This is a genomic window from Stenotrophomonas sp. CASM114, from assembly GCF_049384325.1.
GTDB classification, from domain to species: domain Bacteria; phylum Pseudomonadota; class Gammaproteobacteria; order Xanthomonadales; family Xanthomonadaceae; genus Stenotrophomonas; species Stenotrophomonas muris.
Map to the genome: position 1 here is coordinate 38066 of NZ_JBMRGJ010000021.1, position 25314 is coordinate 63379.

General features: G+C 68.1%; 20 protein-coding genes. 9 read left to right on the top strand and 11 right to left on the bottom strand.

What is annotated here, in order from left to right; all coding sequences use genetic code 11:
- Window positions 1-161: 161 nt before the first annotated feature.
- Entirely contained in the window at window positions 162-1544 is a 1383-nt protein-coding gene (locus tag VG566_RS16845) for an L-serine ammonia-lyase (RefSeq protein ID WP_006464040.1), read from the bottom strand.
- 99 nt (window positions 1545-1643) lie between these two features.
- On the opposite strand from VG566_RS16845, the gene VG566_RS16850 reads away from it, so the two are divergent.
- A complete protein-coding gene (locus VG566_RS16850) occupies window positions 1644-1874 on the top strand; it encodes a glutaredoxin family protein (RefSeq protein WP_014648059.1) in 231 nt (76 codons plus the stop codon).
- Window positions 1875-1993: 119 nt separating this feature from the next.
- On the opposite strand, the gene VG566_RS16855 is transcribed toward VG566_RS16850, so the two are convergent.
- The 3 genes from VG566_RS16855 to VG566_RS16865 are packed head-to-tail and all read right to left on the bottom strand — an operon-like array spanning window position 1994 to window position 3783.
- On the bottom strand, window positions 1994-2566 hold the full coding sequence (locus VG566_RS16855; protein WP_014648058.1) for a YceI family protein: 573 nt from the start codon (window positions 2564-2566) through the stop codon (window positions 1994-1996).
- A gap of 3 nt (window positions 2567-2569) precedes the next feature.
- Window positions 2570-3142, bottom strand: coding sequence for a cytochrome b (locus tag VG566_RS16860; protein ID WP_032957065.1), 573 nt, complete (start codon window positions 3140-3142; stop codon window positions 2570-2572).
- Window positions 3139-3783, bottom strand: a complete 645-nt coding sequence (locus VG566_RS16865; protein ID WP_197562085.1) for a YceI family protein — start codon at window positions 3781-3783, stop codon at window positions 3139-3141. Before VG566_RS16865 ends, VG566_RS16860 begins: the two co-directional genes overlap by 4 nt.
- 164 nt (window positions 3784-3947) lie before the next feature.
- On the opposite strand from VG566_RS16865, the gene VG566_RS16870 reads away from it, so the two are divergent.
- Together VG566_RS16870 and VG566_RS16875 are read left to right on the top strand one after the other, a co-directional pair.
- On the top strand, window positions 3948-7490 hold the full coding sequence (locus VG566_RS16870) for an ATP-binding protein (protein ID WP_241884292.1): 3543 nt from the start codon (window positions 3948-3950) through the stop codon (window positions 7488-7490).
- Window positions 7491-7586: 96 nt separating this feature from the next.
- Window positions 7587-11114 carry a hybrid sensor histidine kinase/response regulator gene (locus VG566_RS16875; RefSeq protein ID WP_099475815.1) on the top strand — a complete coding sequence of 1176 codons (3528 nt, stop codon included), beginning with the start codon at window positions 7587-7589 and terminating at the stop codon, window positions 11112-11114.
- A gap of 508 nt (window positions 11115-11622) precedes the next feature.
- Here VG566_RS16875 and mdtD read toward each other — a convergent pair.
- The 5 genes from mdtD to VG566_RS16900 all read right to left on the bottom strand — a co-directional run bounded on the left by mdtD (window position 11623) and on the right by VG566_RS16900 (window position 16280).
- Window positions 11623-13032, bottom strand: a complete 1410-nt coding sequence (mdtD, locus tag VG566_RS16880) for a multidrug transporter subunit MdtD (RefSeq protein WP_014648053.1) — start codon at window positions 13030-13032, stop codon at window positions 11623-11625.
- A gap of 92 nt (window positions 13033-13124) precedes the next feature.
- Window positions 13125-14207 carry a uroporphyrinogen decarboxylase gene (hemE, locus tag VG566_RS16885; RefSeq protein ID WP_032957071.1) on the bottom strand — a complete coding sequence of 361 codons (1083 nt, stop codon included), beginning with the start codon at window positions 14205-14207 and terminating at the stop codon, window positions 13125-13127.
- A 25-nt stretch (window positions 14208-14232) separates the two neighbouring features.
- Window positions 14233-14472: a WGR domain-containing protein gene (locus VG566_RS16890; RefSeq protein WP_014648051.1), complete on the bottom strand. Its 240-nt coding sequence runs from the start codon at window positions 14470-14472 to the stop codon at window positions 14233-14235.
- A 156-nt stretch (window positions 14473-14628) separates the two neighbouring features.
- Entirely contained in the window at window positions 14629-15741 is a 1113-nt protein-coding gene (gene aroB / locus VG566_RS16895; RefSeq protein ID WP_032957074.1) for a 3-dehydroquinate synthase, read from the bottom strand.
- On the bottom strand, window positions 15738-16280 hold the full coding sequence (locus tag VG566_RS16900; RefSeq protein WP_197562195.1) for a shikimate kinase: 543 nt from the start codon (window positions 16278-16280) through the stop codon (window positions 15738-15740). Before VG566_RS16900 ends, aroB begins: the two co-directional genes overlap by 4 nt.
- Before the next feature lie 98 nt (window positions 16281-16378).
- Between VG566_RS16900 and VG566_RS16905 the strand changes: the two genes are divergently transcribed.
- A complete protein-coding gene (locus VG566_RS16905; RefSeq protein WP_005410663.1) occupies window positions 16379-16582 on the top strand; it encodes a dodecin family protein in 204 nt (67 codons plus the stop codon).
- An 8-nt stretch (window positions 16583-16590) separates the two neighbouring features.
- Here the strand turns inward: VG566_RS16905 and VG566_RS16910 are convergent, their stop codons facing one another.
- Window positions 16591-17418, bottom strand: a complete 828-nt coding sequence (locus VG566_RS16910; protein WP_241884294.1) for a kinase — start codon at window positions 17416-17418, stop codon at window positions 16591-16593.
- Window positions 17419-17458: 40 nt separating this feature from the next.
- On the opposite strand from VG566_RS16910, the gene pdxH reads away from it, so the two are divergent.
- Both pdxH and VG566_RS16920 read left to right on the top strand, forming a co-directional pair.
- The gene (pdxH, locus tag VG566_RS16915) at window positions 17459-18058 is read left to right on the top strand and encodes a pyridoxamine 5'-phosphate oxidase (protein ID WP_053495218.1); all 600 of its coding nucleotides are present in this window, start codon (window positions 17459-17461) and stop codon (window positions 18056-18058) included.
- A gap of 187 nt (window positions 18059-18245) precedes the next feature.
- Window positions 18246-18698 (top strand): DoxX family protein, encoded by a 453-nt coding sequence (locus tag VG566_RS16920; protein WP_197562062.1) that lies wholly within the window; start codon window positions 18246-18248, stop codon window positions 18696-18698.
- 74 nt (window positions 18699-18772) lie between these two features.
- On the opposite strand, the gene prpR is transcribed toward VG566_RS16920, so the two are convergent.
- Window positions 18773-20356: a propionate catabolism operon regulatory protein PrpR gene (gene prpR / locus VG566_RS16925; protein ID WP_134967273.1), complete on the bottom strand. Its 1584-nt coding sequence runs from the start codon at window positions 20354-20356 to the stop codon at window positions 18773-18775.
- 153 nt (window positions 20357-20509) lie between these two features.
- Between prpR and prpB the strand changes: the two genes are divergently transcribed.
- From prpB to acnD, 3 genes are all read left to right on the top strand, one after another.
- Window positions 20510-21403 (top strand): methylisocitrate lyase, encoded by an 894-nt coding sequence (gene prpB, locus VG566_RS16930; RefSeq protein WP_005418360.1) that lies wholly within the window; start codon window positions 20510-20512, stop codon window positions 21401-21403.
- 35 nt (window positions 21404-21438) lie between these two features.
- Entirely contained in the window at window positions 21439-22596 is a 1158-nt protein-coding gene (gene prpC / locus VG566_RS16935) for a bifunctional 2-methylcitrate synthase/citrate synthase (RefSeq protein WP_241884295.1), read from the top strand.
- Between the two features lie 97 nt (window positions 22597-22693).
- Window positions 22694-25312 (top strand): Fe/S-dependent 2-methylisocitrate dehydratase AcnD, encoded by a 2619-nt coding sequence (gene acnD / locus VG566_RS16940; RefSeq protein WP_241884296.1) that lies wholly within the window; start codon window positions 22694-22696, stop codon window positions 25310-25312.
- Window positions 25313-25314 lie beyond the last annotated feature (2 nt).

The following is a 25314-nucleotide window of genomic DNA, read 5'->3' on the forward strand; positions in this document are numbered from 1 at the left end:
CGGTGACGGTGTCGCCCGTACGGGCAAGGGTGACCGGGTAGAGTCGACTGTTGGTCGACTGCTCTTCCCTCAGGCCGCGGAAATCCCGCGCTGCGCGCGATGGTCGACTGACAGTCGACTCTACCTGTGGCCCGTCGACATCGCGCCGGAGCCGGTCGCCCTCAGCACTCGATGACGTTCACCGCCAGGCCACCGCGGCTGGTTTCCTTGTACTTGTCCTGCATGTCGCGGCCGGTATCGCGCATGGTCTTGATCACCTTGTCCAGCGACACCTTGTGCTTGCCGTCGCCACGCATCGCCATGCGCGAGGCATTGATCGCCTTCACCGCGCCCATTGCATTGCGCTCGATGCAGGGAATCTGCACCAGGCCGCCGATCGGGTCGCAGGTCAGGCCCAGGTTGTGTTCCATGCCGATTTCCGCGGCGTTCTCGATCTGGCTCGGGTTGCCCCCCAGCGCCGCGACCAGGCCACCGGCCGCCATCGAGCAGGCCACGCCCACTTCGCCCTGGCAGCCCACTTCGGCACCGGAAATCGAAGCGTTTTCCTTGTACAGGATGCCGATCGCCGCCGAGGTCAGCAGGAAATCGAACACGCGCTGTTCGTTGGCGCCGGGGCAGAAGCGGTCGAAGTAATGCAGCACCGCCGGCAGTACGCCGGCCGCACCGTTGGTCGGTGCGGTCACCACGCGGCCACCGGCAGCGTTCTCTTCGTTCACTGCCAGTGCGTACAGGTTGACCCAGTCCAGCGTCGTCAGCGGATCGCGCATCGCCGCTTCCGGCTTCGACGACAGCTCGCGGTACAGCGCCGGTGCACGACGGCCGACCTTCAGGCCACCCGGCAGCACGCCCTCCTCGCGGATGCCGCGGGTGACGCACGACTGCATCGCGCTCCAGATCTCGCGCAGCTGGGCGCGGATCTCGTCTTCGCTGCGCCAGCACTTTTCGTTCTCGAACATCAGCTGGGCGATGCTCAGGCCGCTGCGTGCGGTCTGTGCCAGCAGCTCGTCGCCGCTCTTGAACGGGTAGGGCAGCGGGGTTTCATCGGGCACGATGCGGTCATCGGCCGCGTCGTCCTGGTTGACCACGAAGCCACCACCGACCGAGTAGTAATCGCGGGTCGCGATCACTTCGTCGTCGGCGTTGTACGCGGTGAAGCGCATGCCGTTGGTGTGGTAGGGCAGCTTCTGGCGCTTGTTCATGCCGAGATCGCGCTTCTCGTCGAAGGCGATCTCGTGCTGGCCCATCAGCTGGATGCGCTTGCTGCTGCGGATGCGCTCCAGGGTGGCCGGAATGATGTCCGGGTCGATCAGGTTAGGCCGTTGGCCTTCCAGGCCCAGCAGGATCGCCTTGTCGGTGCCATGGCCGCGGCCGGTCAAGGCCAGCGAGCCGTAGACATCGGCGCGGATGCGCGCGACCTCGTGCAGGCGGCCCGGGTCGAGCAGCCAGCGATGGATGAATCGCTCGGCGGCCTTCATCGGTCCGACGGTGTGCGAGGAGCTCGGGCCAATGCCGATCTTGAAAACGTCGAACGTGCTGACAGCCATGGATGCCAAACTGCGGGTACCGGACAAGCGGCTATTCTAGCGGCTTGCCGGGCCATCCGATGGCTGCGGCGCAGCATTTCCGCCACGGGAGCCTGACTGGTGCTGACCCTGATCCAGCGTGACGATTGCCACCTGTGCGACCTGGCCCTGGCCGAGCTGGCCAAGGCGCGGGCGCCGGAGTTCGAATCGGTGTTTCTGGATGACCAGCCGGCGCTGGAAGCGCGCTATGGCACGCGCGTGCCGGTGTTGCGCGACGAGCGCGGCGAACGCGAGCTGGACTGGCCGTTCGATGCGGCCACGGTGCAGGCCTGGTTGGCCGTCGATCAGTAGTGCCGGCCGCTGGCCGGCAACCCCTCTGTTCCCGGTGATGCCGGCCAGCGGCCGCCACTACCGGATGCGTTGCGATGCCCGGTGATGCCGGCCGCGGGCACGGCATCACCGGATGCGTCTTATTTCGCGTCGAACTTCACGATCGTGCTGATCGCGGTGTCGTCCGGAATGGTCTTGGTATCGGCCCAGTCACCGCCGCCGACGCCGAAGTCCAGGCGCTTGACCGTGGCCTTGCCGGTCAGCACCGGCTGGGTGCCCGGCTTCCAGGTGAAGGTCAGGGTGACCGGCTTGCTGACGCCGCGCAGTTCCAGGGTGCCATCGGCGGCGAACTGGTCGTTGCCCACGGCGCGGAAGCCCTTGGCGGTGTAACGCGCGGTGGCGAACTTGCCGACATTGAAGAAGTCGGCGCCCTGCAGGGTCGAGTCACGGTCGCTGTTGCCGCTCCTGGCGCCTGCCAGCGGAATCACTACATCCAGCGAACCGGCGGCCGGGTTGGCCGGGTCGAAGCTGAGCTTGGTGGCGAAGCCCGGGAAGCTGCCGGTGAACACTTCGCCGTCGTACTTGCTGGCGAACACCAGGATCGAGCCGGCACCGGGGGCCTGCGCATACTCCGCAGCGAGCGCCGGGGCGGTGGCCAGCATGCCGGCCAGGGCGGCAGCCACGGCGGCCGGAGTGGTCAGTTTCAGGTTCATCGGTCAGTCCTTCTGAGGGGAGGCGAGCCAGCCGCGCGGCAACATGCGGGACAGCGTTGCATCGCGCTGGAACAGGTGGTGGTAGAAGGCAGCGCCGGCATGGGCCAGCACCACCGCGATCAACAGCCAGAAGCCGTATTCGTGGAGGGCATGGGACACCGCGACGACCTGCGGGTCGGGGCCGCTCAGCTTGGGCACGTCGACCAGGCCGAACCAACGGAACGGGCGCAGGCCACTGGCCGAATCGTACAGCCAGCCCGACAGCGGAATGGCAAACATCAGCACGTACAGCAGCACGTGGGTGGCACTGGCGATGCGTTCCTGCCAGCTGGGCACGCCCGGCACCGGCTTCGGCGCACCGGCATACAGGCGCCAGCCGAGACGGAACAGCACCAGCGCCAGCACGGTGATGCCGATCGACTTGTGCGCGGTGTAGACCCAGAAGTACTTGGGCGTCTTGGGCAGTTCGCCCATGGTCAGGCCGACCACGCCCAGGGCGAGGATCAGCAGTGCGATCAACCAGTGCAGGAGCTGGCTGACACTTCCCCACGCGGCGGGGGTGTTCTTGGCGGTCATGAAGGGTCCTTGGGGGCCGTCGTCTGGTCGGAGTGTGGAACGGGAGCGGGAGTTCCCGGGGCGTCGCTGCGGTCGAGGGTGGCTTCGGCCTCGATCCGCACCTGTACCGCATCACCGATGACCCCCGGCCAGGCGGTGATGCCGAACGCGCGCCGGCTCAGCGTCGTGCTGGCGGAAAACCCGGCGGTGCGTCGGAATGGAGGGAGCGGGTAGCGCTTGAGCGCGTTGAGGGTCACGTCCAGGGTGACTTCCTGGCTGACCCCGCGCAGGGTCAGCGTGCCGATCACATGCGCACGCTTGGCGTCGATCGGTTCGACCCGGCTGGAGACGAAGCGTGCGCTGGGGAATCGCTCGCCATCGAGCAGGCTGCGGGCCAGCGTGGCCTGGTTCCACTTGGCGTCGCCAAGGTCCAGACGCGACACTGGAATGTCCACTTCCAGGGTGGCGTCGCGCCAGTTGTCGGGATCGAACAGCACGCGGCCCTCGCTGCCGGACACGGTGCCCATGGCCTGCGAGTAGCCCGCGTGATCGATGGAGAACAGCACCCGCGTGTGCACCGGATCGAGGCGATAGGTGTCGGCGGCCGCCCAGGCAGGGGCGGTGGCGAGCAGCATCGGCAGCAGGGCCAGGCAGGGACGCATCGATGGCGGGCTCCGGAAGGTGACGCTGTGATCATACGCACAGCCCCCTGCCAACGTTGCGTGCATGGCTGCAACAGTTCGTGGTGGTGCCGCCGCTGGAAACAGCCTGTTGCAGCCATGAACCCGGCCCTGTGTGACAATCGGCCCAGGACAGGGGGTTCAGGATGACGAGCGGCTGGCGCCGGTGGTGCCGTGGCATCGCAGGTATGGGACTGCTGCTGATGGCGATGGCCACGGCGGCTGCGACCCTGGACATGGCAGAAACACCGCGCCTGCGCCGCTTCGGTGCCGCCGAAGGCTTGCCGTCACGCATGGTGGTGGCGCTGGCCGAGGATCGCCAGGGCCACATCTGGGCCGCCACCGATGGTGGACTCGCCCGTTATGACGGCAACAGCCTGCGGGTCTGGGAGCACGATCCGGAACAGCCGGGCTCGCTGCCCGGCAACGAGATCGAGACCCTGCTGATCGATCCGCTGGACCGGGTCTGGGTGGGCATCAACGGCAAGGGCGTGGCCCGCCTGGATGCCGACCGCGAGCGCTTCCGCACCTTCGACACGGTCAATTCCACCTGCCAGGGGCAGTTCTGGGCGCTGGCCTATGTCGACGACGCCTTGTGGATCGGGACCAACAACCATGGCGTCTGCCGGCTTGGCGAGGACGGCAGCGTGCGCCTCTACACCCATGACCCGGCGCAGCCGGGGGGCCTGCCCAGCAACAGCATCTTCACCAGCCTGGTCGATGCGCAGGGCCGCCTGTGGCTGGGCACCGAAGCGGGCGTGGCGCGTTGGAACGGCAGCGGATTCGAGCCGGTGGCCGCGCGGGAACTGGGCACGCTGAGCGTGCTCCGGTTGAGCCGGGATGCGGAGGGTTCGATCTGGGTCGGCAGCCAGAACGATGGCCTGTACCGCATCGATGGGCAGGACCGGGTCAGTCGTCCGCGATGGGCCGACAGCGCCCAGCTGCGCTCGGCCCTGGTCCTGGCCGATCGCCAGGGGGGCTACTGGGCTGGCACCTCCGATGGCCTGTTGCGGGGGGATGCGGCGGCGCTGCGCCGGCTGGAGGGCGACCGCGGCAGCGGCTTCCTGACCGCGCACAGCGGTGTGCTCGATCTGCTGCAGGACCACGAGGGCGGATTGTGGGTGGCGCTGCTGACCCAGGGCCTGGCCTATCTGCCACCGGACTGGCGGCGCTTCTCGATCTGGAACCAGCTCGACGGCAAGCCGCTGGACAGCCAGTACCTGTTGAGCGCGGCCAGCGATGGGAAGAACTACTACGTCGGCTCGGCGCGAGGGGTGTACCAGCTCGATGCGCAGGGCACCCTGCGCCTGCTGGCCAGCGACCGGCAGCTCGGCAGCGGCGTGGTGTGGTCGGTGCTGCCGCGCCCGGATGGGCGCCTGTGGCTGGGACGCGGCGGCCGCATCACCGTCTACGATCCGGCTACCGGCGCGCTGCGCGATCTGCGGATCGATGGCAGTGCCGACCTGCGCCAGCGCATCGACCTGATGCGGCAGGCGCCTGATGGCACGGTGTGGGTGTCGGTGATGGGCCTGGACCTGCAGCAGCGCGATGCAGAGGGCCGGCTGCTGCACCGCCATCCGCTGGAGCATTTCCGCGGGACCGCCGATGCGCCGATCGAGCAGATCCGCTTCGACGCCCATGGCCGGCCCTGGGTGATGGGTGACATGGGCATCTGGCGCGAGCAGGCTGGACGCTTCGAGGCAGTACCGGGCGTTTCGCGCGGGCCCATCTACGACCTGGTGTGGATCGATCCGCAACAGTTGTGGCTGGCGCGCCAAGGCGCGTTCGAGCGCTACCAGTGGGATGGCCTGAGCCTGCGCCTGATCCAGCGCATCGACGGCAGTGCAGGCGTGCCGCCGGTCACCATGGGCGGGCTGGCGCTGGCCGGCAACGGCCAGCTGTGGGCGACGACGCCGCGCGGCCTGCTGCGTTGGGACCCGAAAACGCGGCGCCTGCAGCAGTTCAACGAGCGCGATGGACTGTCCGATGCGGAGTTCACCGGCCGGCCACCGGCAGTGAATGCAGATGGTCGCGTGCTGGCCGTCACCCAGACCGGGTTGGTTGCCTTCGATGTGAATGCCGACGACACGGTGCTGCCTTCTTCATCGCTGGTGATCGCCGAAGTGCGCGTACGCCGCGACGACGCGCGCGGCTGGCAACCGTTGCCGCTCACCGGCACCCTGTTGCTGGGACCGGATGACCGCGATCTGCAGATCGATGCGCGGCTGCTGTCCTATGCCAGCCCGCAGGGCAACCGTTACCGCTTCCGCGTGCAGGGCTATGACCAGGACTGGGTGGAGCAGGGGGGCGATGGCCAGCGCACCCTGTCGCGGCTGCCGACCGGCAGCTACGTCATCGAGGTGCAGGCAGCGACCGCCCGGGGCGCGTGGACGCCTTCGCAGCAGTTGCAGGTGAAGGTGCTGCCGCCGTGGTGGCGCAGCGGCATGGCGATCTTCGGCTACATCCTGCTGGGGTCGCTGCTGCTGGTGGTCCTGGTCTGGTCGGTCCGCGCGCGGCTGCGCCGTCGCCAGCAATGGCAGCTGACGGTGCACAAGCAGCAGCTGGCCGAGCAGGCCTCGCAGGCCAAGAGCCGTTTCCTGGCCACGCTGGGCCACGAAGTACGCACGCCGATGACCGGCGTGCTGGGCATGAGCGAACTGCTGCTGGCGACTCCGCTGGATCCGGTGCAGCGTGGCTACGCGGGGTCGATCCAGCAGGCCGGCAGCCATCTGCTGCGGCTGGTCAACGATGCGCTGGACCTGGCCCGCATCGAAGCCGGGCGGCTTGAGCTGGATCTGCGTCCGTTCGACCTGGAGGAACTGCTTGACCAGGTGCAGGGCCTGATGCAGCCGATGGCGCAGCAGCGCCAGCTGGAATTCCGGCGCGGTGAAAACCCGGCAGGGCCGGTCAGTGTCAGCGGCGACGAGATGCGCGTGCGCCAGATCCTGCTGAACCTGCTCGGCAACGCCATCAAGTTCACCGAGCGCGGCCACGTCGGCCTGGCCGTGCGCCTGGAAGAGAAGGGCGGCCTGTGTTTCGAAGTGCATGACAGTGGCCCGGGCATCAATGCCGAGCAGCAGCAGCGCCTGTTCCATCGTTTTGAACAGGCCGACGGTCCGCGCACCGCGTCGCGCTACGGCGGCAGTGGCCTGGGACTGGCGATCTGCCAGGAACTGGCGGTGGCGATGGGGGGGCGTATCGAAGTGGACAGCCAGCCTGGCAAGGGTGCGCGGTTCCGCGTGCGCCTGCCCCTGCCCTGGACGCGCCAGGCCGCCGGCACCGCGGGCGAGGTGGCGGCCCTGCCGGAACTGCCGCCGCTGCGCATCCTGCTGGTCGAGGACGACGCCACGGTGGCCGAGGTCATCGCCGGCCTGCTGCGGGTGCGCGGGCATGAGGTGGTCCACGTGCTGCATGGCCTGGGTGCGCTGTCGGAGATCGCCACCGATGGTTTCGACGTCGGCCTGCTCGATCTCGATCTGCCCGCGCTGGACGGTACGGCCATCGCCCGCCAGCTGCGCACCATGGGCTATGAACTGCCGCTGGTGGCAGTGACCGCCCGTTCCGATGCCTACGCCGAAACCCAGGTGCTGGCCGCCGGCTTCGATGGCTTCCTGCGCAAGCCGGTGACCGGCGACCTGCTGGTGGCGGCCATCGCCCAGGCGCGTGCGAAACGGCAGGCGACTGCGTGACTGTGCCGGCGCCGGGCGTGAACGGCGCGACTTTCGGTTTACCATGCCGACGCCCGCAGCGCGGGAATCATCAGGACCAGCGTGAGGAGGCAATCGGTGGTGTATCTGCGGGCGGCGATGCTGCTGCTGGTCCTCCTGTGCGGCGCGTTGCCCGCTGCGGCACAGCCGGTGCCTCCGAGCCCGCGGCAGGTGACGGTGTTCGATGGCCTGCCGTCCAATACCGTCAACCGCATGGCCGAGGACCGGTACGGCTACCTGTGGATCGCCACCAACGATGGCCTGGCCCGCTATGACGGCCGCACTTACCGCGTGTGGCGTTCCGAGGATGGACTGCGTGACAACCGCATCTGGACGGTGCTGGTCGATGCCCGCAACCAGTTGTGGATAGGCACCGAGAACGCTGGCCTGGTGCGCATGTCGGCCGACCGCCGGCAGCTGCACTTCTACGACCGCAGCAGCCAGCCGTTGATGGGCACCAACACGGTCTGGAGCCTGGCCAGCACGCCTGATGGCTCGATCTGGTTCGGTACCCACGAAGGCGGCCTGTACCGCCTGGACAGCCAGGACCGCCTGCAGCGCTTCCTGCCCGAGCCGAACAATCCGCGCAGCCTGCCTTCGTCGTCGGTGCCCTACCTGGCCACGCTGGCCGATGGCAGCCTGTGGATCGGCACCAAGCATGGCGTGGCGCGCTGGACCGGGACCGACTTCGAACGTGTCGGTACGGACATCATTCCCAGCCTGCTGATCAACGGGTTGACCGCCGAGCCCGATGGCAGCCTGTGGATCAGCACGATGGCCGGGGCCACCGTGCGCCGCCCGGATGGCCGCTTCGAGGCACCACCGTGGAAGCTGCCGCCAGGCGAGCAGGTGCTGGGCATGATGCTGCGCGACGAGCAGGGCGGACATTGGCTGGATACGCGCACCGGGCTGGGACGTGCGGTCGACGGCCAGTACCAGACCGTGCCGCTGTACAGCGCGATCGCACGCGGTCCGGTGCGGCCGAACTGGACCGGTGCCTATGAGGACCGCGAAGGTGGCATCTGGCTGGCCAGCACCAATGCCGGGTTGTGGCACCTGCTGCCACGCTGGTGGCAGTTCTCGGTGCTGTCGCGGCTGGAGGACGACCCCAGCTCGCTGCGCAATGCGCTCGTGCTGGGCACCAGCCCGTCCAGCAATGGCGGTGTCTGGACCGTGGGCAGCCATGGCGCGCTGGACCGCTTCGATCCGAAGACCGGCAGGATCGAGCAGCACCGCACCTGGGTCAACGGCATGCACTGGCTGACCTCGGTGCGCGAGGACCGGCGTGGCCAGGTCTGGATCGGATCGACCGATGCACTGGTGCGCTACGACCCGCAACGGCGCGAGCTGCGTCGTTGGGGCCGTGATGCCGGTGCCGATGCGGCGATGGAAGGGGTCATCGAAGCGATGATGACCTGCGACGGCGACAGCCTCTGGTTGATGCTTCCCGCGGGCCTGCAGCAACGTGATCTCGACGGACGCCTGCGGCGCCAGCTGGACAATGGCCAGCGCGGCCTGCAGCAGGGCCAGCTCAACCTCGATGTGGAATGCGGTCCGCAGGACCATATCTGGCTGGCCAGCAGCCGTGGCCTGCTGCAGTGGCTGCCGGAAAGCGAACGCTTCCAGCCGGTGCCGGGTGCGCCGGCAACGGCCATCCATGCGTTGCATGTGGGCCGTGACGGCCAGGTCTGGTTGTCCGAGGACGGGCGCCTGTCGCGATACCGCTGGAGCCAGGGGCGGCTGGAACGGCAGGCGGTGGTCGGTGCCGAACAGGGCTATCCGGCGATCTCCGCCTCTGGCCTGGTGGTGGATGCGCAGGGCGTGGCCTGGGCGACCAGCGCACGCGGCCTGGTACGTGTCAGTGCCGATGGGCAGAGCGTGCGCCTGTACGGCGTGCACGACGGCCTGCCAAGCCAGGAATTCCGCGAGCACACCCTGATCGCAGCGGCCGATGGCCACCTGGTGGCCGGAACGGCGGCAGGCGCGGTGGTGTTCGACCCGGAGCAGGTACGGCCTTCGGTACGTCGCGCGCCACTGGTGATCGAGCGGGTGGAAGTGCGCCGCAACGAACAGGTGCTGGACATGACCCACGATGCGCCGTTGCAGATCGCCGATGGCGATCGCGACCTGCGCATCGTCGCGCGATTGCTGTCCTTTGCCGACTCGGCGTCCAATACCTACCGTTATCGCCTGGCCGGCTACGACCCGGATTGGGTTGAGGTCGGTCCGGCGGGTGAACGCCTGTTCTCGCGCCTGGCGCCGGGCAGCTACCGGCTGGAGGTGCAGGCACGCTCGGCCGACCATGTGTGGTCGCGGGTGCAGAGCCTGGAGTTCCGCGTGCAGCCGCCGTGGTGGCGCAGCCTGTCCGGCCTGCTGGTGCTGGCGTCGGTCGGGTTGCTGCTGACCAGCTGGTTCGCCTGGTTGTACCGACGCCGCCTGCAGCGGCGCCACGCCTACCAGCTGGCGCTGCACAAGCAGGAACTGGCCGAGCAGGCCTCGGCGGCCAAGACCCGCTTCCTGGCCAACCTTGGCCATGAGATCCGTACGCCGATGACCGGCGTGCTGGGCATGAGCGAGCTGCTGCTGGCTTCGCCACTGGACCCGCAGCAGCGCGGCTACACGCAGTCGATCCGGCATGCGGGCGAGCACCTGCTTCATCTGGTCAACGATGCGCTGGACCTGGCGCGGATCGAGTCCGGGCGCCTGGAGCTGCAGTCGCAGTCGTTTGCGTTGAATGGCCTGCTGCAGGATCTGGCGGCGCTGATGGGCCCGCTGGCTGCACAGAAGGGCCTGCGCTTCGTCCTGGACAACCAGCTGCCGCCGGGCCTGCAGGCGACCGGTGATGCCATGCGCGTGCGGCAGATCCTGCTGAACCTGCTGTCGAACGCAGTGAAATTCACCAGCCGCGGCACCATCACCCTGCATGCACGTTGCGATGGCGAGCTGCGCGCGCTGCATTTCGAGGTACGTGATACCGGCCCGGGCATCAGCCAGGAACAGCAGCAGCGCCTGTTCCGACGCTTCGAGCAGGCCGATGGTGCACGTACGGCAGCGCAGTACGGTGGCAGCGGCCTGGGCCTGGCGATCTGCCGCGAGCTGGCACAAGCGATGCAGGGGCGGATCCAGGTGGAGAGCCAGCTGGGCCGGGGCACCTGCTTCGGCGTCACCCTGCCGTTGCCACTGGTGGTGGACGGTGACGCCGAGGTGTCCGCCGAGGGGCATCGCGACGATGCGGCGAACATGCCACCGCTGCGGGTGCTGCTGGTCGAGGACGATGCCACCGTGGCCGATGTGGTGCGGGGGTTGTTGAGCGCACGCGGCCACGAGGTGGTGCATGCCGGCCATGCGCTGGCGGCGCTGCGCGAGATCAGTGCCGGCGATTTCGACGTCGGCCTGCTGGATCTGGACCTGCCCGGCCTGAGCGGCTTCGAACTGGCCCAGCACCTGCGTAACCAGGGCTACATGCTGCCGCTGCTGGCGGTGACCGCGCGGACTGATCCGGACCTTCAGCAGCAGGTGGAAGCGGCCGGCATCGGCGGCTTCCTGCGCAAGCCGGTGACCGGTGAACTGCTGGTGGAAGCGATCGCCAGGGCGATGGGCAGGTAGGGTTTATTGCAGGGCTTGCAGTCCTGCACCTGCAGAATCAACGTCAACGTCAAAAGCCCGCCTTCGACAGTTTTCCGCGATCTGTCGGAGCTCGGGGTCGGATCCCGTTGCTGCGCAACGGGCTCTGACCCCAATCTGGAATTCGATATCTGACAGATGTGTCGACCAAGGTCGACACCTACCAACAACCGCGCGTTCCAACAGTCGCCGTTATCCACAGCCGCGTGAACCTGTCAGAGGTGGGGCGGTGTGGGCTTGCAGGACCGTTGGCGCCATGGATGGCGCCATCGAGCCCCCATGGGTGAGGGCGCTTTGCTTGCGAAGCACTGCTTCGCAAGCGCCCGAACGCGCAGCCGCCGGCGGCTGGGCCGGACCGCGGAGCGGGATTTACGGCGTGTCCTGCAAGCCCGCACCGCCCCGCCAACCCACGGAATGCTCGCTGTTGCTGTTGCCGGCCAGCGGCCGGCACTACCGCAGGTGCAGGGCCGCAGGCCCTGCCGAACCCCCTTCACTCCGCGACGTGCTCGACCTGCCGCGGTTCGGGCTTGGTGTCGGGCAGCTGCCAGAAGATCATCGTCGAGGTCAGCGTGATCGCGCCCACGCACAGGAACGTGGCATGCAGCGCGGCGGTGGCGCTGTTGCTGTCCAGGTGGTTGCCGAACGCGGCCAGCAGGCTGCCGGCCGCAGCAGCACCAAAGCCGGCGGCCAGCATCATCACCATCGACAGCAGGCTGTTGCCGGAACTGGCGAACTCACGGTCCAGATCGCGCAGGGTCACGGTGTTCATCACGGTGAACTGCAGCGAATTGACCGCGCCGAAGAACGCCAGCTGCAGCAGGCGCCAGGCCAGGTGCTGGCCGGGTGTCATCAGGATGAAGCTGGCCATCGCCAGGCCGACCAGCACGGTGTTGACCATCAGCACGCGGCGGTAACCGAAGCGCTCGACCAGCCTCACCGCCAGCTGCTTGGAGACCATGCCGGCGGCCGCTACCGGCACCATCATCAGGCCGGCATGCATCGGGCCCAGGCCGAGGCCGACCTGCAGCAGCAGCGGGATCAGCATCGGCATCGCGCTGCTGCCGATGCGCGAGAACAGGTTGCCGAGAATGCCGATGCGGTAGCTGGGCACGCGGAACAGGGCCAGCGAGAACAACGGTGCGGTCGAGTTGGCGGCGTGCAGCCAGTAGCCCACCAGCGCGGCCAGGCCAGCCACGGTCATCAGCATCACCAGTGCGTGTGGCGTACCCAGGCCGGAGATGCCGTCCAGTGCCAGCGACAGCACCACCATCGCGAAGGCCAGCATGACGTAGCCGCGCAGGTCGAAGCGGGTGCGGTGGCTGGCGTAATGGTCGGGCATGATCTTCATCGCGGCGATGAAACCGATCACGCCGATCGGCAGGTTGATCAGGAACACCCAGTGCCATGAGGCGATCTCGACCAGCCAGCCGCCCAGCGTGGGGCCGATCAGCGGGCCGACCAGCGCGGGGATGGCGATGAAGCTCATCGCGCGCAGGAAATCCTCGCGGGGCACCGAGCGCATCACCGCCAGCCGGCCGACCGGCAGCAGCATCGCACCGCCGATGCCCTGCAGCACGCGCGCACCGACCAGCTGGTGCAGGTGCTGGGCCAGCGCGCAGGCCAGCGAGCCGAGGGTGAACAGGATGATCGCCACCAGGAAGGTGCGCCGGGTGCCGTAGCGGTCGGCGATCCAGCCCGAGGCGGGAATGAAGGTGGCTACCGCCAGCGCATAGCTGAACACCACTGACTGCATCTGCAGCGGGCTCTCGCCCAGGCTGGCCGCCATCGCCGGCAACGCCGTGTTGACGATGGTCGAGTCCAGCATCTGCATGAAGATCGCCAGGGACACCAGCCACAGCAGGGGACGCTGGCGGTTGTAGGTCGATGGCGATGTGGACATGGGGTGCGGCCGGTGCAGCGTGGGGGCCGCCATGATCGCGCACTGCGGGTCACGGCGCGATCAAGGTCGCGCCGTACCTGCATGCGGAATGCTCAGCGTTGGCTGTGCGCGTGCACTGCGTCGACCAGCACCTGTACATGCGCCGGGTCCATGTCCGGCGACATGCCATGGCCGAGGTTGAACACATGGCCTTCGCGCGAGCCGCCGTTGCCGGCGGCATAGGTGTCGAGCACGCGCGCGGCGGCCGCGGCGATCGCATCCGGCGAGGCGTACAGCGTGGTCGGGTCGAGGTTGCCCTGCAGGGCGACGCGGCCACCGGTGCGGCGCATCGCCTCGTCCAGGTCCAGCGTCCAGTCCAGGCCCAGTGCATCGGCGCCGGTCTGCGACAGCGCTTCCAGGTGCAGGCCGGTGCCCTTGCCGAACAGGATCAGCGGCGTGCGCTCGCTGCCTTCGCCGCGCTCCAGCCCCTCGGCAATGCGCTGCAGGTAACGCAGCGAGAATTCGCGGTACATCGCCGGCGACAGCACGCCGCCCCAGGTGTCGAACACCTGCAGCGCCTGCGCACCGGCCGCGCGCTGCGCGCCGAGGTAGGCGATCACCGCCTCGGTGGTGACCTCCAGCAGGCGGTGCAGCGCCTGCGGATGGTTCAGCGCCATGGCCTTGATGCGCGCAAAGTCCTTGCTGCCACCGCCTTCCACCATGTAGCAGGCCAGTGTCCACGGGCTGCCGGAGAAGCCGATCAGCGGCACCTGGCCGTCCAGTTCGCGGCGGATCAGCCGTACCGCATCCATCACGTAGCCCAGGTCCTGTTCCATGTCCGGCACCGCCAGCCGGGCGATGGCGGCTTCGTCACGCACCGGGTGCCGGAACTTCGGGCCTTCGCCTTCGACGAAGTACAGCTCCAGGCCCATCGCATCGGGAATGGTGAGGATGTCCGAGAACAGGATGGCCGCGTCCAGCGGGAACCGGCGCAGCGGCTGCAGGGTGACTTCGCAGGCGATCTCCGGGGTCTTGGCCATGGCCAGGAAGCTGCCGGCCTTGGCCCGGGTCGCGCGGTATTCCGGCAGGTAGCGGCCGGCCTGGCGCATCAGCCAGACGGGGGTGCAGTCCACCGGTTCGCGGCGCAGGGCGCGCAGCAGGCGATCGTTGCGGAGAGGGCTGGTCACGATGGGCATTCCTTGGACGGGAGGAGCAGCGGCGTCAGTCGCCGTGCGAAAGGATCTGGAAGCCGCGATGCAGTTCGGCATCACGGGCCTTCTCGAAGGCGTGGCGGGCGTCGTCGGCCTGCAGGAACAGCTCGCGCCGCAGCTGCGAGCGGCTGCCGACACGGCCGCTCTCGCGCAGCAGCTCCCAGCCGCCGAACAGGTCCGGCAGCAGGCTCAGGCGCAGGAAGCGCGGTGCCTGCGCGCCGGCATCGGGATGTTGCAGGTAGACGTGCATGGCGCCGATTGTAGCGGGGCCAGGGTGACCCCGGCCGCAACGCCGGCGTGCCGGTCGCTGGCCGGCAATCCTGCCGCGCAGCCCGGTAGTGCCGGCCGCTGGCCGGCCTCCTCGTTGCTGACGTTGCCGGCCAGCGGCCGGCACCGGCGCCCGCCACTACCGGACCGACAGCACCTTCAGCACCGCCGCCTCATCCACGTCCGGCACCACTTCGGCACGGCCCATCCCGCGCCACAACACCAGGCGCAGGCGGCCGGCCACGTTCTTCTTGTCCAGGCGCATGCGGCCGAGCAGGGCCTGCGGCTCCAGCCCGGCCGGGATCGCCACCGGCAGGCCGAGGCGTTCCAGCAGGGCCTGCAGGCGCGCGCGGTCGGCATCGTCGGCCAGGCCCAGGTCGGTGGACAGCTTCGCCGCCAGCACCATGCCCACCGCCACCGCCTCGCCGTGGTTCAGCGCATCGCGGCCCGGGGCCGAATAGCCCTGTTCGGTCTCGATGGCGTGGCCGAAGGTGTGGCCGAGGTTGAGCAGGGCACGCTCGCCCTTTTCGAACGGGTCGCGCTCGACGATGGCGGCCTTGTGCCGGCAGCTGCGCGCGATGGCCTCGGCCAGCACCGCATCCTCGCCGGCCAGCAGCGCATCGGCATGCTGCTGCAGCCACTCGAAGAACACGGCATCACCCAGCGCGCCGTACTTCACCACTTCGGCCAGGCCGGCACGCAGCTCGCGTGGCGGCAGGGTGGCCAGCACGCGGGTATCGGCGATGACCGCACGCGGTGGATGGAAGGCACCGACCAGGTTCTTGCCGGCCGGAATGTCGACTGCGGTCTTGCCGCCCACCGACGAATCGACCATTGCCAGCAGGGTGGTCGGCAGCTGCACGCAGTCCACGCCGCGCATCCAGCAGGCGGCAGCGAAACCGGCGAGATCACCGACCACGCCGCCGCCGAGGGCGAAGACGCAGGCGTCGCGGGTGGCGCCGAGCGCGGCCAGCGCTTCGATCGCGCGGCCGAACTCGGCCAGCGTCTTGGAGGCTTCGCCCGCGGCCAGCACGTGCTCGCCGATGACCAGGTCGGGGCGAGCGGCCAGCAGCGTCTGCTTCACCGGCGCCAGATAGCGCGGGGCGACTTCACTGTCGCTGAGCAGCAGCACATGACGGCCGCGCACGTGCGAGGCCAGCGCGGTGCCATCGGCCTGGGCACCGGCGCCGATGGTGATGGAGTAGGGGCGGTCGCCGCCAACGGCGACCTGCAGCAGGGCGGGGGAGGTCATGCGGTCAGGTCCTGGCGCTGCCATTGCGTGGCCAGCTTGACCACCAGTTGGGCGGTCGCATCGGCAGCGGTATACGGGTCGGTGTCGAGGGTGAGGTCGGCCAGTTCGCGGTACAGCGGGTCGCGGTGTGCGGCCAGATCGTGCAGCACCTGCTCGCGGTCCGGGCGCTGCAGCAGCGGCCGGCCCTTGTCGCGGGCCAGGCGCTCGAGCTGTTCGGCCACGCTGACCCGCAGATAGACCACGAAGCCGCGCCGGGCGATCAGTGCACGATTGTCCGGATCCAGCACGGCGCCGCCACCGGTGGAGACCAGCTGGCCACGGCCTTCCAGTACCCGCGCAAGCGCCTGGCGTTCATGGCTGCGGAAGCCGGCTTCGCCGGAGTGCTCGAAGATGGTCGGAATGCTGGCGCCGGCGGCATCGACGATGGTCTGGTCGACATCGACGAAGTCCAGCGTGAAACGCTCGGCCAGGCGGCGGCCGATGCAGGTTTTGCCGGCGCCCATCGGGCCGATCAGGATCAGGTTCGGAGCAGGATTCATGCCTTCTGATGCTAACACCTCCGTGCCCTGGCCTTTACGTTCTTCACGTCAGGGTGGGCGTTCCTGCGGGGTCTCCCGCGCCAGACGGAGTACAGGCCATGACGGTCGCCAAGGTCATCGAAATCACTGCGTCCTCGCCGAAAAGCGTGGAAGACGCCGTGCGCAGCGGGCTGAAGAAGGTCTCCGAGACGGTCAAGGGCATCCAGGGCGCCTGGGTGAACGAGACCAAGGTGGTCACCAATGGCAGCGGCGAGATCACCGAATGGCGGGTCAACCTGCGGGTGACTTTCCTGGTGGAATAGGGGCGCGTTCAGCGCACGTCCTGCACCTGTCGCTGGCCGTCCAGCACCACCACGTGGTCGGCCAGGGCGGGCAGGGAATGCAGCGCCTGGCGGCTGACCCGCTCGTAGTACTGCACGAAGCGCTCCAGCTGTGGCCGGCTCATGCCGTGCCGGCCCGGCTGCGCGGCCTGCAGGTTCTGCTCCTGCTGCCAGCGCCAGCGTGGTACCACCGAGAAATCCGGCGGCTGCAGGAACCACAGGCGGTCGCAGCGCTGCCACAACGCCGGGTAGTCACGGGCCAGCGCCTGGTTGCACCAGCGCCGCCAGCGGCCATCGGCGTCGGCTTCGCGTTCCAGTGCGTTCAACGGGCTGTCCAGCGCGTCGTCATCCTGCGCGGGCGTGCCCAGGAACCAGCCTTCGAATACCAGCAGGTCCAGCGGTTGCTGCAGCTGCGGCCAGTGTGCTTCGGGCAGGCGCTCGTCGGCCAGCTTGTCGAAGCGCGGCATTGCGAAGGGCTGGCGTGCGGCCACGGCGTTCAATACCGCATGGGCCAGCGGCAGGTCGTGGGTGCCGGGCGGGCCGCGGGTGATCAGCAGTGGGTGCACCTGGCGGGCCAGCCGTTGGCGCTGTGCGCGGGTCAGGTAGACATCATCGATCGACAGCGTGGCGGCGTTCAGGCCGCGTGCCTGGGCACGGGCCACCACCTGCGCCGCCAGCGTCGATTTGCCGCTCCCCTGCAGGCCGCTGATCGCCAATACTGGAACCGCTGCGCCGCTGCCCAGCGCATCATCCAGCGCCTGTTCGGCCAATGTTTCGGGGAATCCTTTCACCTGGGGCATATACGCAGCAGCGGCCATGCAGCCACAATAGCCCAATCCGTGTGAGAAGAACGCAATCATGAGCGACCTGTACGCCGAAGCCCTGTCCACGTTTGCCGGCCTGTTCGACGAGGCCAAACAGAGCCGCGAGGTCGAGCCGAACGCGATGACCGTGGCCACCGCCGATACGCAGGGTCGTCCCTCGGCGCGCACCGTGCTGCTGAAGGCGTTCGATGAGCGTGGCTTCGTGTTCTACACCCATCTGGACAGCCACAAGGGCCGGGAGCTGCAGGCCAATCCGCAGGCTGCACTGCTGTTCCTGTGGCGCAGCCTGCGCGAGGCCGGCATCCAGGTGCGCATCGAGGGTCGCGTCGAGCAGGTTGCCGCTGCCGAGGCCGACGCCTATTTCGCCAGCCGTCCACGCATGAGCCAGATCGGTGCCTGGGCTTCGCAGCAGTCGAAGACGCTGGCAACGCGCGAGGAATTCGATGCGCGCGTGGCCGAGGTCGAAGCCCGCTTCGAGGGCAAGGACGTGCCGCGCCCGGAGGGCTGGAGCGGCCTGCGCGTGGTGCCTGACCGCATCGAGTTCTGGTATGGCGCGCAGTTCCGCCTGCACGAGCGCTGGTGCTATGAAGCCGGCGCCGAAGGGCGCTGGAGCAAGCGCCTGCTGTACCCGTAAGGCGGGGTGGTGCCGGGGCTGCTGTAGAGCCGAGCCCATGCTCGGCTGATGTTCTCGCAGGAGCAGCCGAGCATGGGCTCGGCTCTACAGCAACCTGCGTTTGTCGCGAACGGACTGGTCCGCTTCATGCACGAGCAGGTCGGCGACGGGCACACTCGCTGCGATGCCCTCGATCTGCGGAGTTGCCATGCCCTCCTGGCGTTGCCTGTTTGCCGTGCCGCCACCACGCCGCGGCGTGGAAGCGTTGTTGTTGCTGCTCGCCCGCATCGTCGCCGGTGTGATGTTCTGCGTGTCCGGCTGGAACAAGGTGTTCACCGACGCCGGGCGCGAGCGCATGGTGCATACGCTGGTCGATGCCGGTATCCCATTCCCGGTGTTCAGTGCGCCGGTACTCGGTGCGATCGAGTGGATTGCGGGTGGTCTGCTGGTGCTGGGCCTTTTGAGCCGCCCCTCGGCCCTGCTGCTGGCGGCGATCTGCGTAGTGGCTGCGCTGACCGATGGCATCGCGCGCATTCCTACGGGACTGAGCGTGCCGGATTGGCTGAGCTGGTTCTTCTACCTGAGCGAAGTGCCGTTGGGCGTACTGCTGCTGTGGATTGCCGCAGTGGGTAGTGGACGGTTCGCCATCGAAGCGCGCTGACGACAGGCACCCTGTAGAGCCGAGCCCATGCTCGGCTGCTTACGCGGGAACATCAGCCGGGCATGGGCTCGGCTTTACAGGTCCTCCGCGCGCAGCCAGCGCCACAGCGTGGTGCGTGACACGCCCAGCGCCTGCGCCATGCCCTCGCGATCATGCCGGTGTTCCCGCAACAGTGCTTCCAGCTTGGCCCGCGGTGGGCGCCTGCCGTTGCTTTCCAGCGGCAACGCCGCGACACCTTCATGCACCAGCTCGGGTGCCAGCTGCAGCAGCCGCGCCGTATCGATCAGCCCTTCACCGGGCTGCCAGTGGATGCGCAGGCGATCGACCAGATTGCGCAGCTCGCGCACGTTTCCCGGCCACTCGGCCGCGCACAGCACCGCCAGCGCCGCCTCATCCAATGGCGCGTCGATGCCACGCAGCTGGCGGAAGAAATGCTGCGCCAGCAACGGGATGTCACCGCGTCGGGCGCGCAGCGAGGGCAGGGCAATCCGCAGCGCGGCCAGGCGGTAATACAGGTCGCGGCGGAAGCTGCCGGCCGCCGCGCGCTGCTCCAGCGATTGCAGGGTGGCGGCGACCACGCGCAGGTCCACCGGCGTCGGTTCGGTGGCACCCACGCGCAGCACTTCACGTTCCTCCAGCACCCGCAGCAGGCGGGTCTGCAGCGGCAGCGGCAGTTCGCCGATTTCGTCCAGGAACAGGGTGCCGCCATCTGCAGCTTCCACCAGGCCAACGCGGCCGCCGCGCCGTGCGCCGGTGAAGGCGCCATCGCTGTAGCCGAACAGCTCCGCTTCCAGCAGCGATTCGCTGATCGCGCCACAGTTCAGCGCGACGAAGCGGCCACGGCGCCCGCTGGCGGCGTGCAGCTGGCGCGCCACCAGTTCCTTGCCGGTGCCGGTTTCGCCGCTGACCAGCACGGTGCTGTCATGTGGGGCATACAGCGCGATCTGCGCGCGCACCTGCGCCATCGCGTCGCTGTCGCCGAGCAGTTCATGCGCATCGGCACGCGCTGCCGGGCGCCGGCGCGGTGCAGCGCGGTTGCTGCCGGAACGTGCCAGGGTCTGGGTCAGTTCCAGCGCATGTTCGAACGCCTGCCGCACCGAGTCGGCCGAATACAGCAGCACCCCGGGCAGGCCGGCCTGCTCGGCATGGTCGATGGCCATGCCGGTGCCGACGATCACCTCGATGCCGTTGGCGCGCAGGTCGGCGATGCAGTCGCGCGCATCCTCGCGGGTGACGAAACGGCGATGCTCGATATCCAGGCCGAAACTCTGCTGGAAGTTGCTGAACACCGGTACGTCGCTGGCGTGGGTGACCAGGCCGATGCGGCTGGCGATACGCCGTGCCCGGGCCAGCGCTTCCATCAGGTCGAAGCCGTTGGCCTGGATCGGCACCAGCGGCAGCTCCAGCCGGCCGCGCAGCCAGGCCGCGTTGGAGCCGCCAGCGATGACCACGTCGCAGTGCTCGCGGCGCAGGCGTTGGCCGATCACCTCCACCGCTTCCTCGAAGCCGAGATTGATCTGTTCGATACGCGCGCGGCGGTCGAACTCGGGGATCACGTCGCCGAGCAGGCCGGTCAGCCGCGAGACGCTGACCGTCCAGATCACCGGACGGCCCGGGTCGGCATCGGCATGGCGAAGCGGGGAGCGGGGCAGATACATGGCAGCCGGTTCGGGGAGGATGTTTCATGATACATCCGTTTCAATGTTTCATATGTTCCACTGCTGCATGCCGGTCATTCCCGTGAAATCAACCGCTTGCAGCTTGGCATGGTGCTTGCGCTTCCTTATCCGTACTTCAACCTGGATCGTCGCATGACCGCTTCTGCCCCTTTCTCCGCCGGTGCCCGCTTCCGTGAGGCGCTGGCTGCCGAATCGCCGCTGCAGGTGATCGGTGCGATCAACGCCAACCACGCCCTGCTGGCCAAGCGCGCCGGCTTCCGTGCCATTTACCTGTCCGGCGGCGGCGTTGCCGCAGGCTCGCTGGGCCTGCCGGACCTGGGCATCAACACCCTGGAAGACGTGCTGGTGGACGTGCGCCGCATCACCGATGTCTGCGACCTGCCCTTGATGGTCGACATCGACACCGGCTTCGGCCCGAGCGCGTTCAATATCGCGCGCACCGTGAAGTCGCTGATCAAGGCCGGCGCGGCCGCCTGCCACATCGAGGACCAGGTCGGTGCCAAGCGTTGCGGCCATCGGCCGGGCAAGGAGATCGTCTCGCAGGGTGAAATGGTCGACCGTGTGAAGGCCGCTGCCGATGCCAAGACCGATCCGGACTTCTTCCTGATCGCGCGCACCGATGCCATCCAGGTGGACGGCGTGGACAAGGCGATCGAGCGCGCCATCGCCTGTGTCGAGGCCGGTGCCGACGGCATCTTCGCCGAGGCCGCCTACGATCTGGATACCTACCGCCGCTTCGTCGACGCGGTGAAGGTGCCGGTGCTGGCCAACATCACCGAATTCGGCGCCACCCCGCTGTTCAGCCGCGATGAACTGGCCTCGGCCGGCGTCGCCATTCAGCTGTTCCCGCTGTCGGCGTTCCGTGCCGCCAACAAGGCCGCCGAGAACGTCTACCAGGCGGTGCGCCGCGATGGCCACCAGCGCAACGTGGTGGAAACCATGCAGACCCGCGAGGAACTCTACGACCGCATCGGCTATCACGCCTTCGAGCAGCAGCTCGATGCGCTGTTCGCCGCCAAGAAATAAGCAGTACCCTGCACCATCAAGTTTCGGAGGGAAACATGAACGATACGACCGCAACCCCGACCTTCAAGCCGAAGAAGTCCGTCGCCCTGTCCGGCACCGCGGCCGGCAACACCGCGCTGTGCAGCGTGGGCCGCAGCGGCAACGACCTGCACTACCGCGGCTATGACATCCTGGACCTGGCCAACACCAGCGAGTTCGAGGAAATCGCCTACCTGCTGGTGCACGGCAAGCTGCCGACCCGCGCCGAGCTGGTTTCGTACAAGGCCAAGCTGAAGTCGCTGCGTGGGATCCCCGCCGCGGTGAAGGCCGCGCTGGAAGAGCTGCCGCCGTCGGCGCACCCGATGGACGTGATGCGCACCGGCGTGTCCGTGCTCGGCTGCGTGGCACCGGAGAAGGACGACCACAACCACCCGGGCGCGCGCGACATCGCCGACAAGCTGATGGCCTGCCTCGGTTCGATGCTGCTGTACTGGTACCACTGGAGCCACAACGGCCGCGCCATCGATGTGGAAACCGACGATGATTCGATCGGCGGCCACTTCCTGCACCTGCTGCATGGCGAAAAGCCGCAGGATTCGTGGGTGAAGGCGATGCACACCTCGCTGATCCTGTACGCCGAGCACGAGTTCAACGCCTCGACCTTCACCTGCCGTGTCATCGCCGGTACCGGCAGCGACATGTACAGCGCGATCTGCGGTGGCATCGGTGCGCTGCGTGGCCCGAAGCATGGCGGCGCCAACGAAGTGGCGTTCGAAGTGCAGAAGCGCTATGACAACCCGGATGAAGCCGAGGAGGACATCAAGGCGCGCGTCGAGCGCAAGGAAGTGGTGATCGGTTTCGGCCACCCGGTCTATACCGTCTCCGATCCGCGCAACAATGTGATCAAGGACGTGGCCCGCGAGCTGTCCGAGGAACAGTCGAGCATGAAGATGTACGACATCGCCGAGCGCCTGGAATCGGTGATGTGGGACATCAAGAAGATGTTCCCGAACCTGGACTGGTTCAGTGCGGTCAGCTACCACATGATGGGCGTGCCGACCGCGATGTTCACCCCGCTGTTCGTGATCGCGCGTACCGCCGGCTGGAGCGCGCACATCATCGAGCAGCGCATCGACGGCAAGATCATCCGCCCGAGCGCCAATTACATCGGTCCGGAAGACCGCGACTTCGTTGCCATCGACAAGCGCGTCTGATCCCCCTGCTGTACCCATCCGGCCGGCCGCATGCCGGCCGGGTGCTTTCGCCGCCGCACCGCCGGCACCCGGCCCGCCCCAAGCACTCCGCCAGCCCATGAATACCGATTACCGCAAGAACCTCCCCGGCAGCGCGCTGGACTATTTCGACGCGCGCGCCGCTGTCGATGCGATCCAGCCCGGCGCCTATGCCACCCTGCCGTACACCTCGCGCGTGCTGGCCGAGAACCTGGTGCGCCGCTGCGATCCGGCCACGCTCGGCGATTCGCTGAAGCAGCTGATCGAGCGCCGTCGCGACCTCGACTTCCCGTGGTTCCCGGCACGCGTGGTGTGCCACGACATCCTCGGCCAGACCGCGCTGGTGGACCTGGCCGGCCTGCGTGATGCGATCGCCGACAAGGGCGGCGACCCGGCCAAGGTCAATCCGGTGGTGCCGGTGCAGTTGATCGTCGATCACTCGCTGGCGGTGGAATGCGGTGGCTACGATCCGCAGGCATTCGAGAAGAACCGTGCCATCGAGGATCGCCGCAACGAAGACCGTTTCCACTTCATCGACTGGACCAAGCAGGCGTTCCAGAACGTGGACGTGATTCCGCCGGGCAACGGCATCATGCACCAGATCAACCTGGAGAAGATGTCGCCGGTGATCTACGTGCAGGACGGCGTAGCCTTCCCGGATACCTGCGTGGGCACCGACAGCCACACCCCGCACGTGGACGCGCTGGGCGTGATCGCGATTGGTGTTGGCGGCCTGGAAGCGGAGAACGTGATGCTGGGCCGCGCGTCGTGGATGCGCCTGCCGGATATCATCGGCGTCGAGCTGACCGGCAGGCCGCAGCCGGGCATCACCGCCACCGACGTGGTGCTGGCACTGACCGAGTTCCTGCGCAAGGAACGCGTGGTGGGTGCGTATCTTGAATTCTTCGGCGAGGGGGCGTCGGCACTGACCATCGGTGACCGCGCCACCATCTCCAACATGTGCCCCGAATACGGCGCCACCGCCGCGATGTTCTATATCGACGGGCAGACCATCGATTACCTGCGCCTGACCGGCCGCGAGGAATCGCAGGTGGCGCTGGTGGAGAACTATGCGCGCACCACCGGCCTGTGGGCCGATGACCTGGCCACCGCGCAGTACGAGCGCGTGCTGCGCTTCGACTTGTCCAGCGTGGTGCGCAACATGGCTGGCCCGTCCAACCCGCACAAGCGCGTGGCCACTGCCGAGCTGGCCGAGCGCGGCATCGCCGACAAAGCCAAGCTGGCAGCGGGCAGGGCCGAGCAGGCGCAGGGCCTGATGCCCGACGGCGCGGTGATCATCGCCGCCATCACCAGCTGCACCAACACCTCCAACCCGCGCAACGTGATCGCTGCCGCACTGCTGGCGCGCAAGGCCAACGAACGTGGCCTGCTGCGCAAGCCGTGGGTGAAGTCGTCGCTGGCGCCGGGCTCGAAGGCGGTGCAGCTGTACCTGGAAGAATCCGGCCTGCTGCCGGACCTGGAAAAGCTCGGCTTCGGCATCGTCGCCTTCGCCTGCACCACCTGCAACGGCATGAGCGGCGCGCTGGATCCGGCCATCCAGCAGGAGATCATCGATCGCGACCTGTACGCCACGGCCGTGCTGTCGGGCAACCGCAACTTCGATGGCCGCATCCACCCGTATGCGAAGCAGGCCTTCCTGGCGTCGCCGCCGCTGGTGATCGCCTATGCCATCGCCGGCACCGTGCGCTTCGATATCGAGAAGGACGTGCTGGGCCTGGATGCCGATGGCAACGAGGTGCGCCTGAAGGACATCTGGCCGAGCGATGCCGAGATCGACGCGGTGGTGAAGGCCTCGGTGAAGCCCGAGCAGTTCCGCCGCGTCTACAACCCGATGTTCAACGTGCGCGTGGAGCATGGCGCGGCGGTCAGCCCGCTGTACGACTGGCGCCCGCAGAGCACCTACATCCGCCGTCCGCCGTACTGGGAGGGCGCACTGGCCGGTGAGCGCACACTGTCGGGCATGCGTGCGCTGGCGGTGCTGCCGGACAACATCACCACCGACCACCTGTCGCCGTCCAACGCGATCCTGGCGTCCAGTGCCGCCGGCGAATACCTGGCGAAGATGGGCCTGCCGGAAGAGGACTTCAATTCCTACGCCACCCACCGCGGTGACCACCTGACCGCACAGCGCGCCACCTTCGCCAACCCGAAGCTGTTCAATGAAATGGTGCGCAACGACGATGGCAGCGTGAAGCAGGGTTCGCTGGCGCGCGTGGAGCCGGAAGGCAAGGTGATGCGCATGTGGGAAGCGATCGAGACCTACATGGAGCGCAAGCAGCCGCTGATCATCATCGCCGGTGCCGACTATGGCCAGGGCAGCTCGCGTGACTGGGCCGCCAAGGGCGTGCGCCTGGCCGGTGTGGAAGCGATCGTGGCCGAAGGCTTCGAACGCATCCACCGCACCAACCTGATCGGCATGGGCGTGCTGCCGCTGGAGTTCAAGCCGGGCACCACCCGCCTGACCCTGGGCATCGACGGTACCGAGACCTTCGACGTGATCGGCGAGCGCACCCCGCGCGCCGACCTGACCCTGGTCATCCACCGCCGCGACGGGCAGGACGTGATCGTGCCAGTGACCTGCCGCCTGGACAGCGACGAGGAAGTGGCGATCTACGAAGCCGGTGGCGTGCTGCAGCGCTTCGCCCAGGATTTCCTGGAAGGCGCCAGGGTGGCGTGATA

Coding starts and splice junctions, on each gene's coding strand:
- VG566_RS16845 (WP_006464040.1), bottom strand. CDS start 1,544: ATGGCTGTCAGCACGTTCGACGTTTTCAAGATCGGCATTGGCCCGAGC.
- VG566_RS16855 (WP_014648058.1), bottom strand. CDS start 2,566: ATGAACCTGAAACTGACCACTCCGGCCGCCGTGGCTGCCGCCCTGGCC.
- VG566_RS16860 (WP_032957065.1), bottom strand. CDS start 3,142: ATGACCGCCAAGAACACCCCCGCCGCGTGGGGAAGTGTCAGCCAGCTC.
- VG566_RS16865 (WP_197562085.1), bottom strand. CDS start 3,783: ATGCGTCCCTGCCTGGCCCTGCTGCCGATGCTGCTCGCCACCGCCCCT.
- VG566_RS16870 (WP_241884292.1), top strand. CDS start 3,948: ATGACGAGCGGCTGGCGCCGGTGGTGCCGTGGCATCGCAGGTATGGGA.
- mdtD (WP_014648053.1), bottom strand. CDS start 13,032: ATGTCCACATCGCCATCGACCTACAACCGCCAGCGTCCCCTGCTGTGG.
- hemE (WP_032957071.1), bottom strand. CDS start 14,207: ATGCCCATCGTGACCAGCCCTCTCCGCAACGATCGCCTGCTGCGCGCC.
- VG566_RS16890 (WP_014648051.1), bottom strand. CDS start 14,472: ATGCACGTCTACCTGCAACATCCCGATGCCGGCGCGCAGGCACCGCGC.
- aroB (WP_032957074.1), bottom strand. CDS start 15,741: ATGACCTCCCCCGCCCTGCTGCAGGTCGCCGTTGGCGGCGACCGCCCC.
- VG566_RS16900 (WP_197562195.1), bottom strand. CDS start 16,280: ATGAATCCTGCTCCGAACCTGATCCTGATCGGCCCGATGGGCGCCGGC.
- VG566_RS16905 (WP_005410663.1), top strand. CDS start 16,379: ATGACGGTCGCCAAGGTCATCGAAATCACTGCGTCCTCGCCGAAAAGC.
- VG566_RS16910 (WP_241884294.1), bottom strand. CDS start 17,418: ATGGCCGCTGCTGCGTATATGCCCCAGGTGAAAGGATTCCCCGAAACA.
- pdxH (WP_053495218.1), top strand. CDS start 17,459: ATGAGCGACCTGTACGCCGAAGCCCTGTCCACGTTTGCCGGCCTGTTC.
- VG566_RS16920 (WP_197562062.1), top strand. CDS start 18,246: ATGCCCTCCTGGCGTTGCCTGTTTGCCGTGCCGCCACCACGCCGCGGC.
- prpR (WP_134967273.1), bottom strand. CDS start 20,356: ATGTATCTGCCCCGCTCCCCGCTTCGCCATGCCGATGCCGACCCGGGC.
- prpB (WP_005418360.1), top strand. CDS start 20,510: ATGACCGCTTCTGCCCCTTTCTCCGCCGGTGCCCGCTTCCGTGAGGCG.
- prpC (WP_241884295.1), top strand. CDS start 21,439: ATGAACGATACGACCGCAACCCCGACCTTCAAGCCGAAGAAGTCCGTC.
- acnD (WP_241884296.1), top strand. CDS start 22,694: ATGAATACCGATTACCGCAAGAACCTCCCCGGCAGCGCGCTGGACTAT.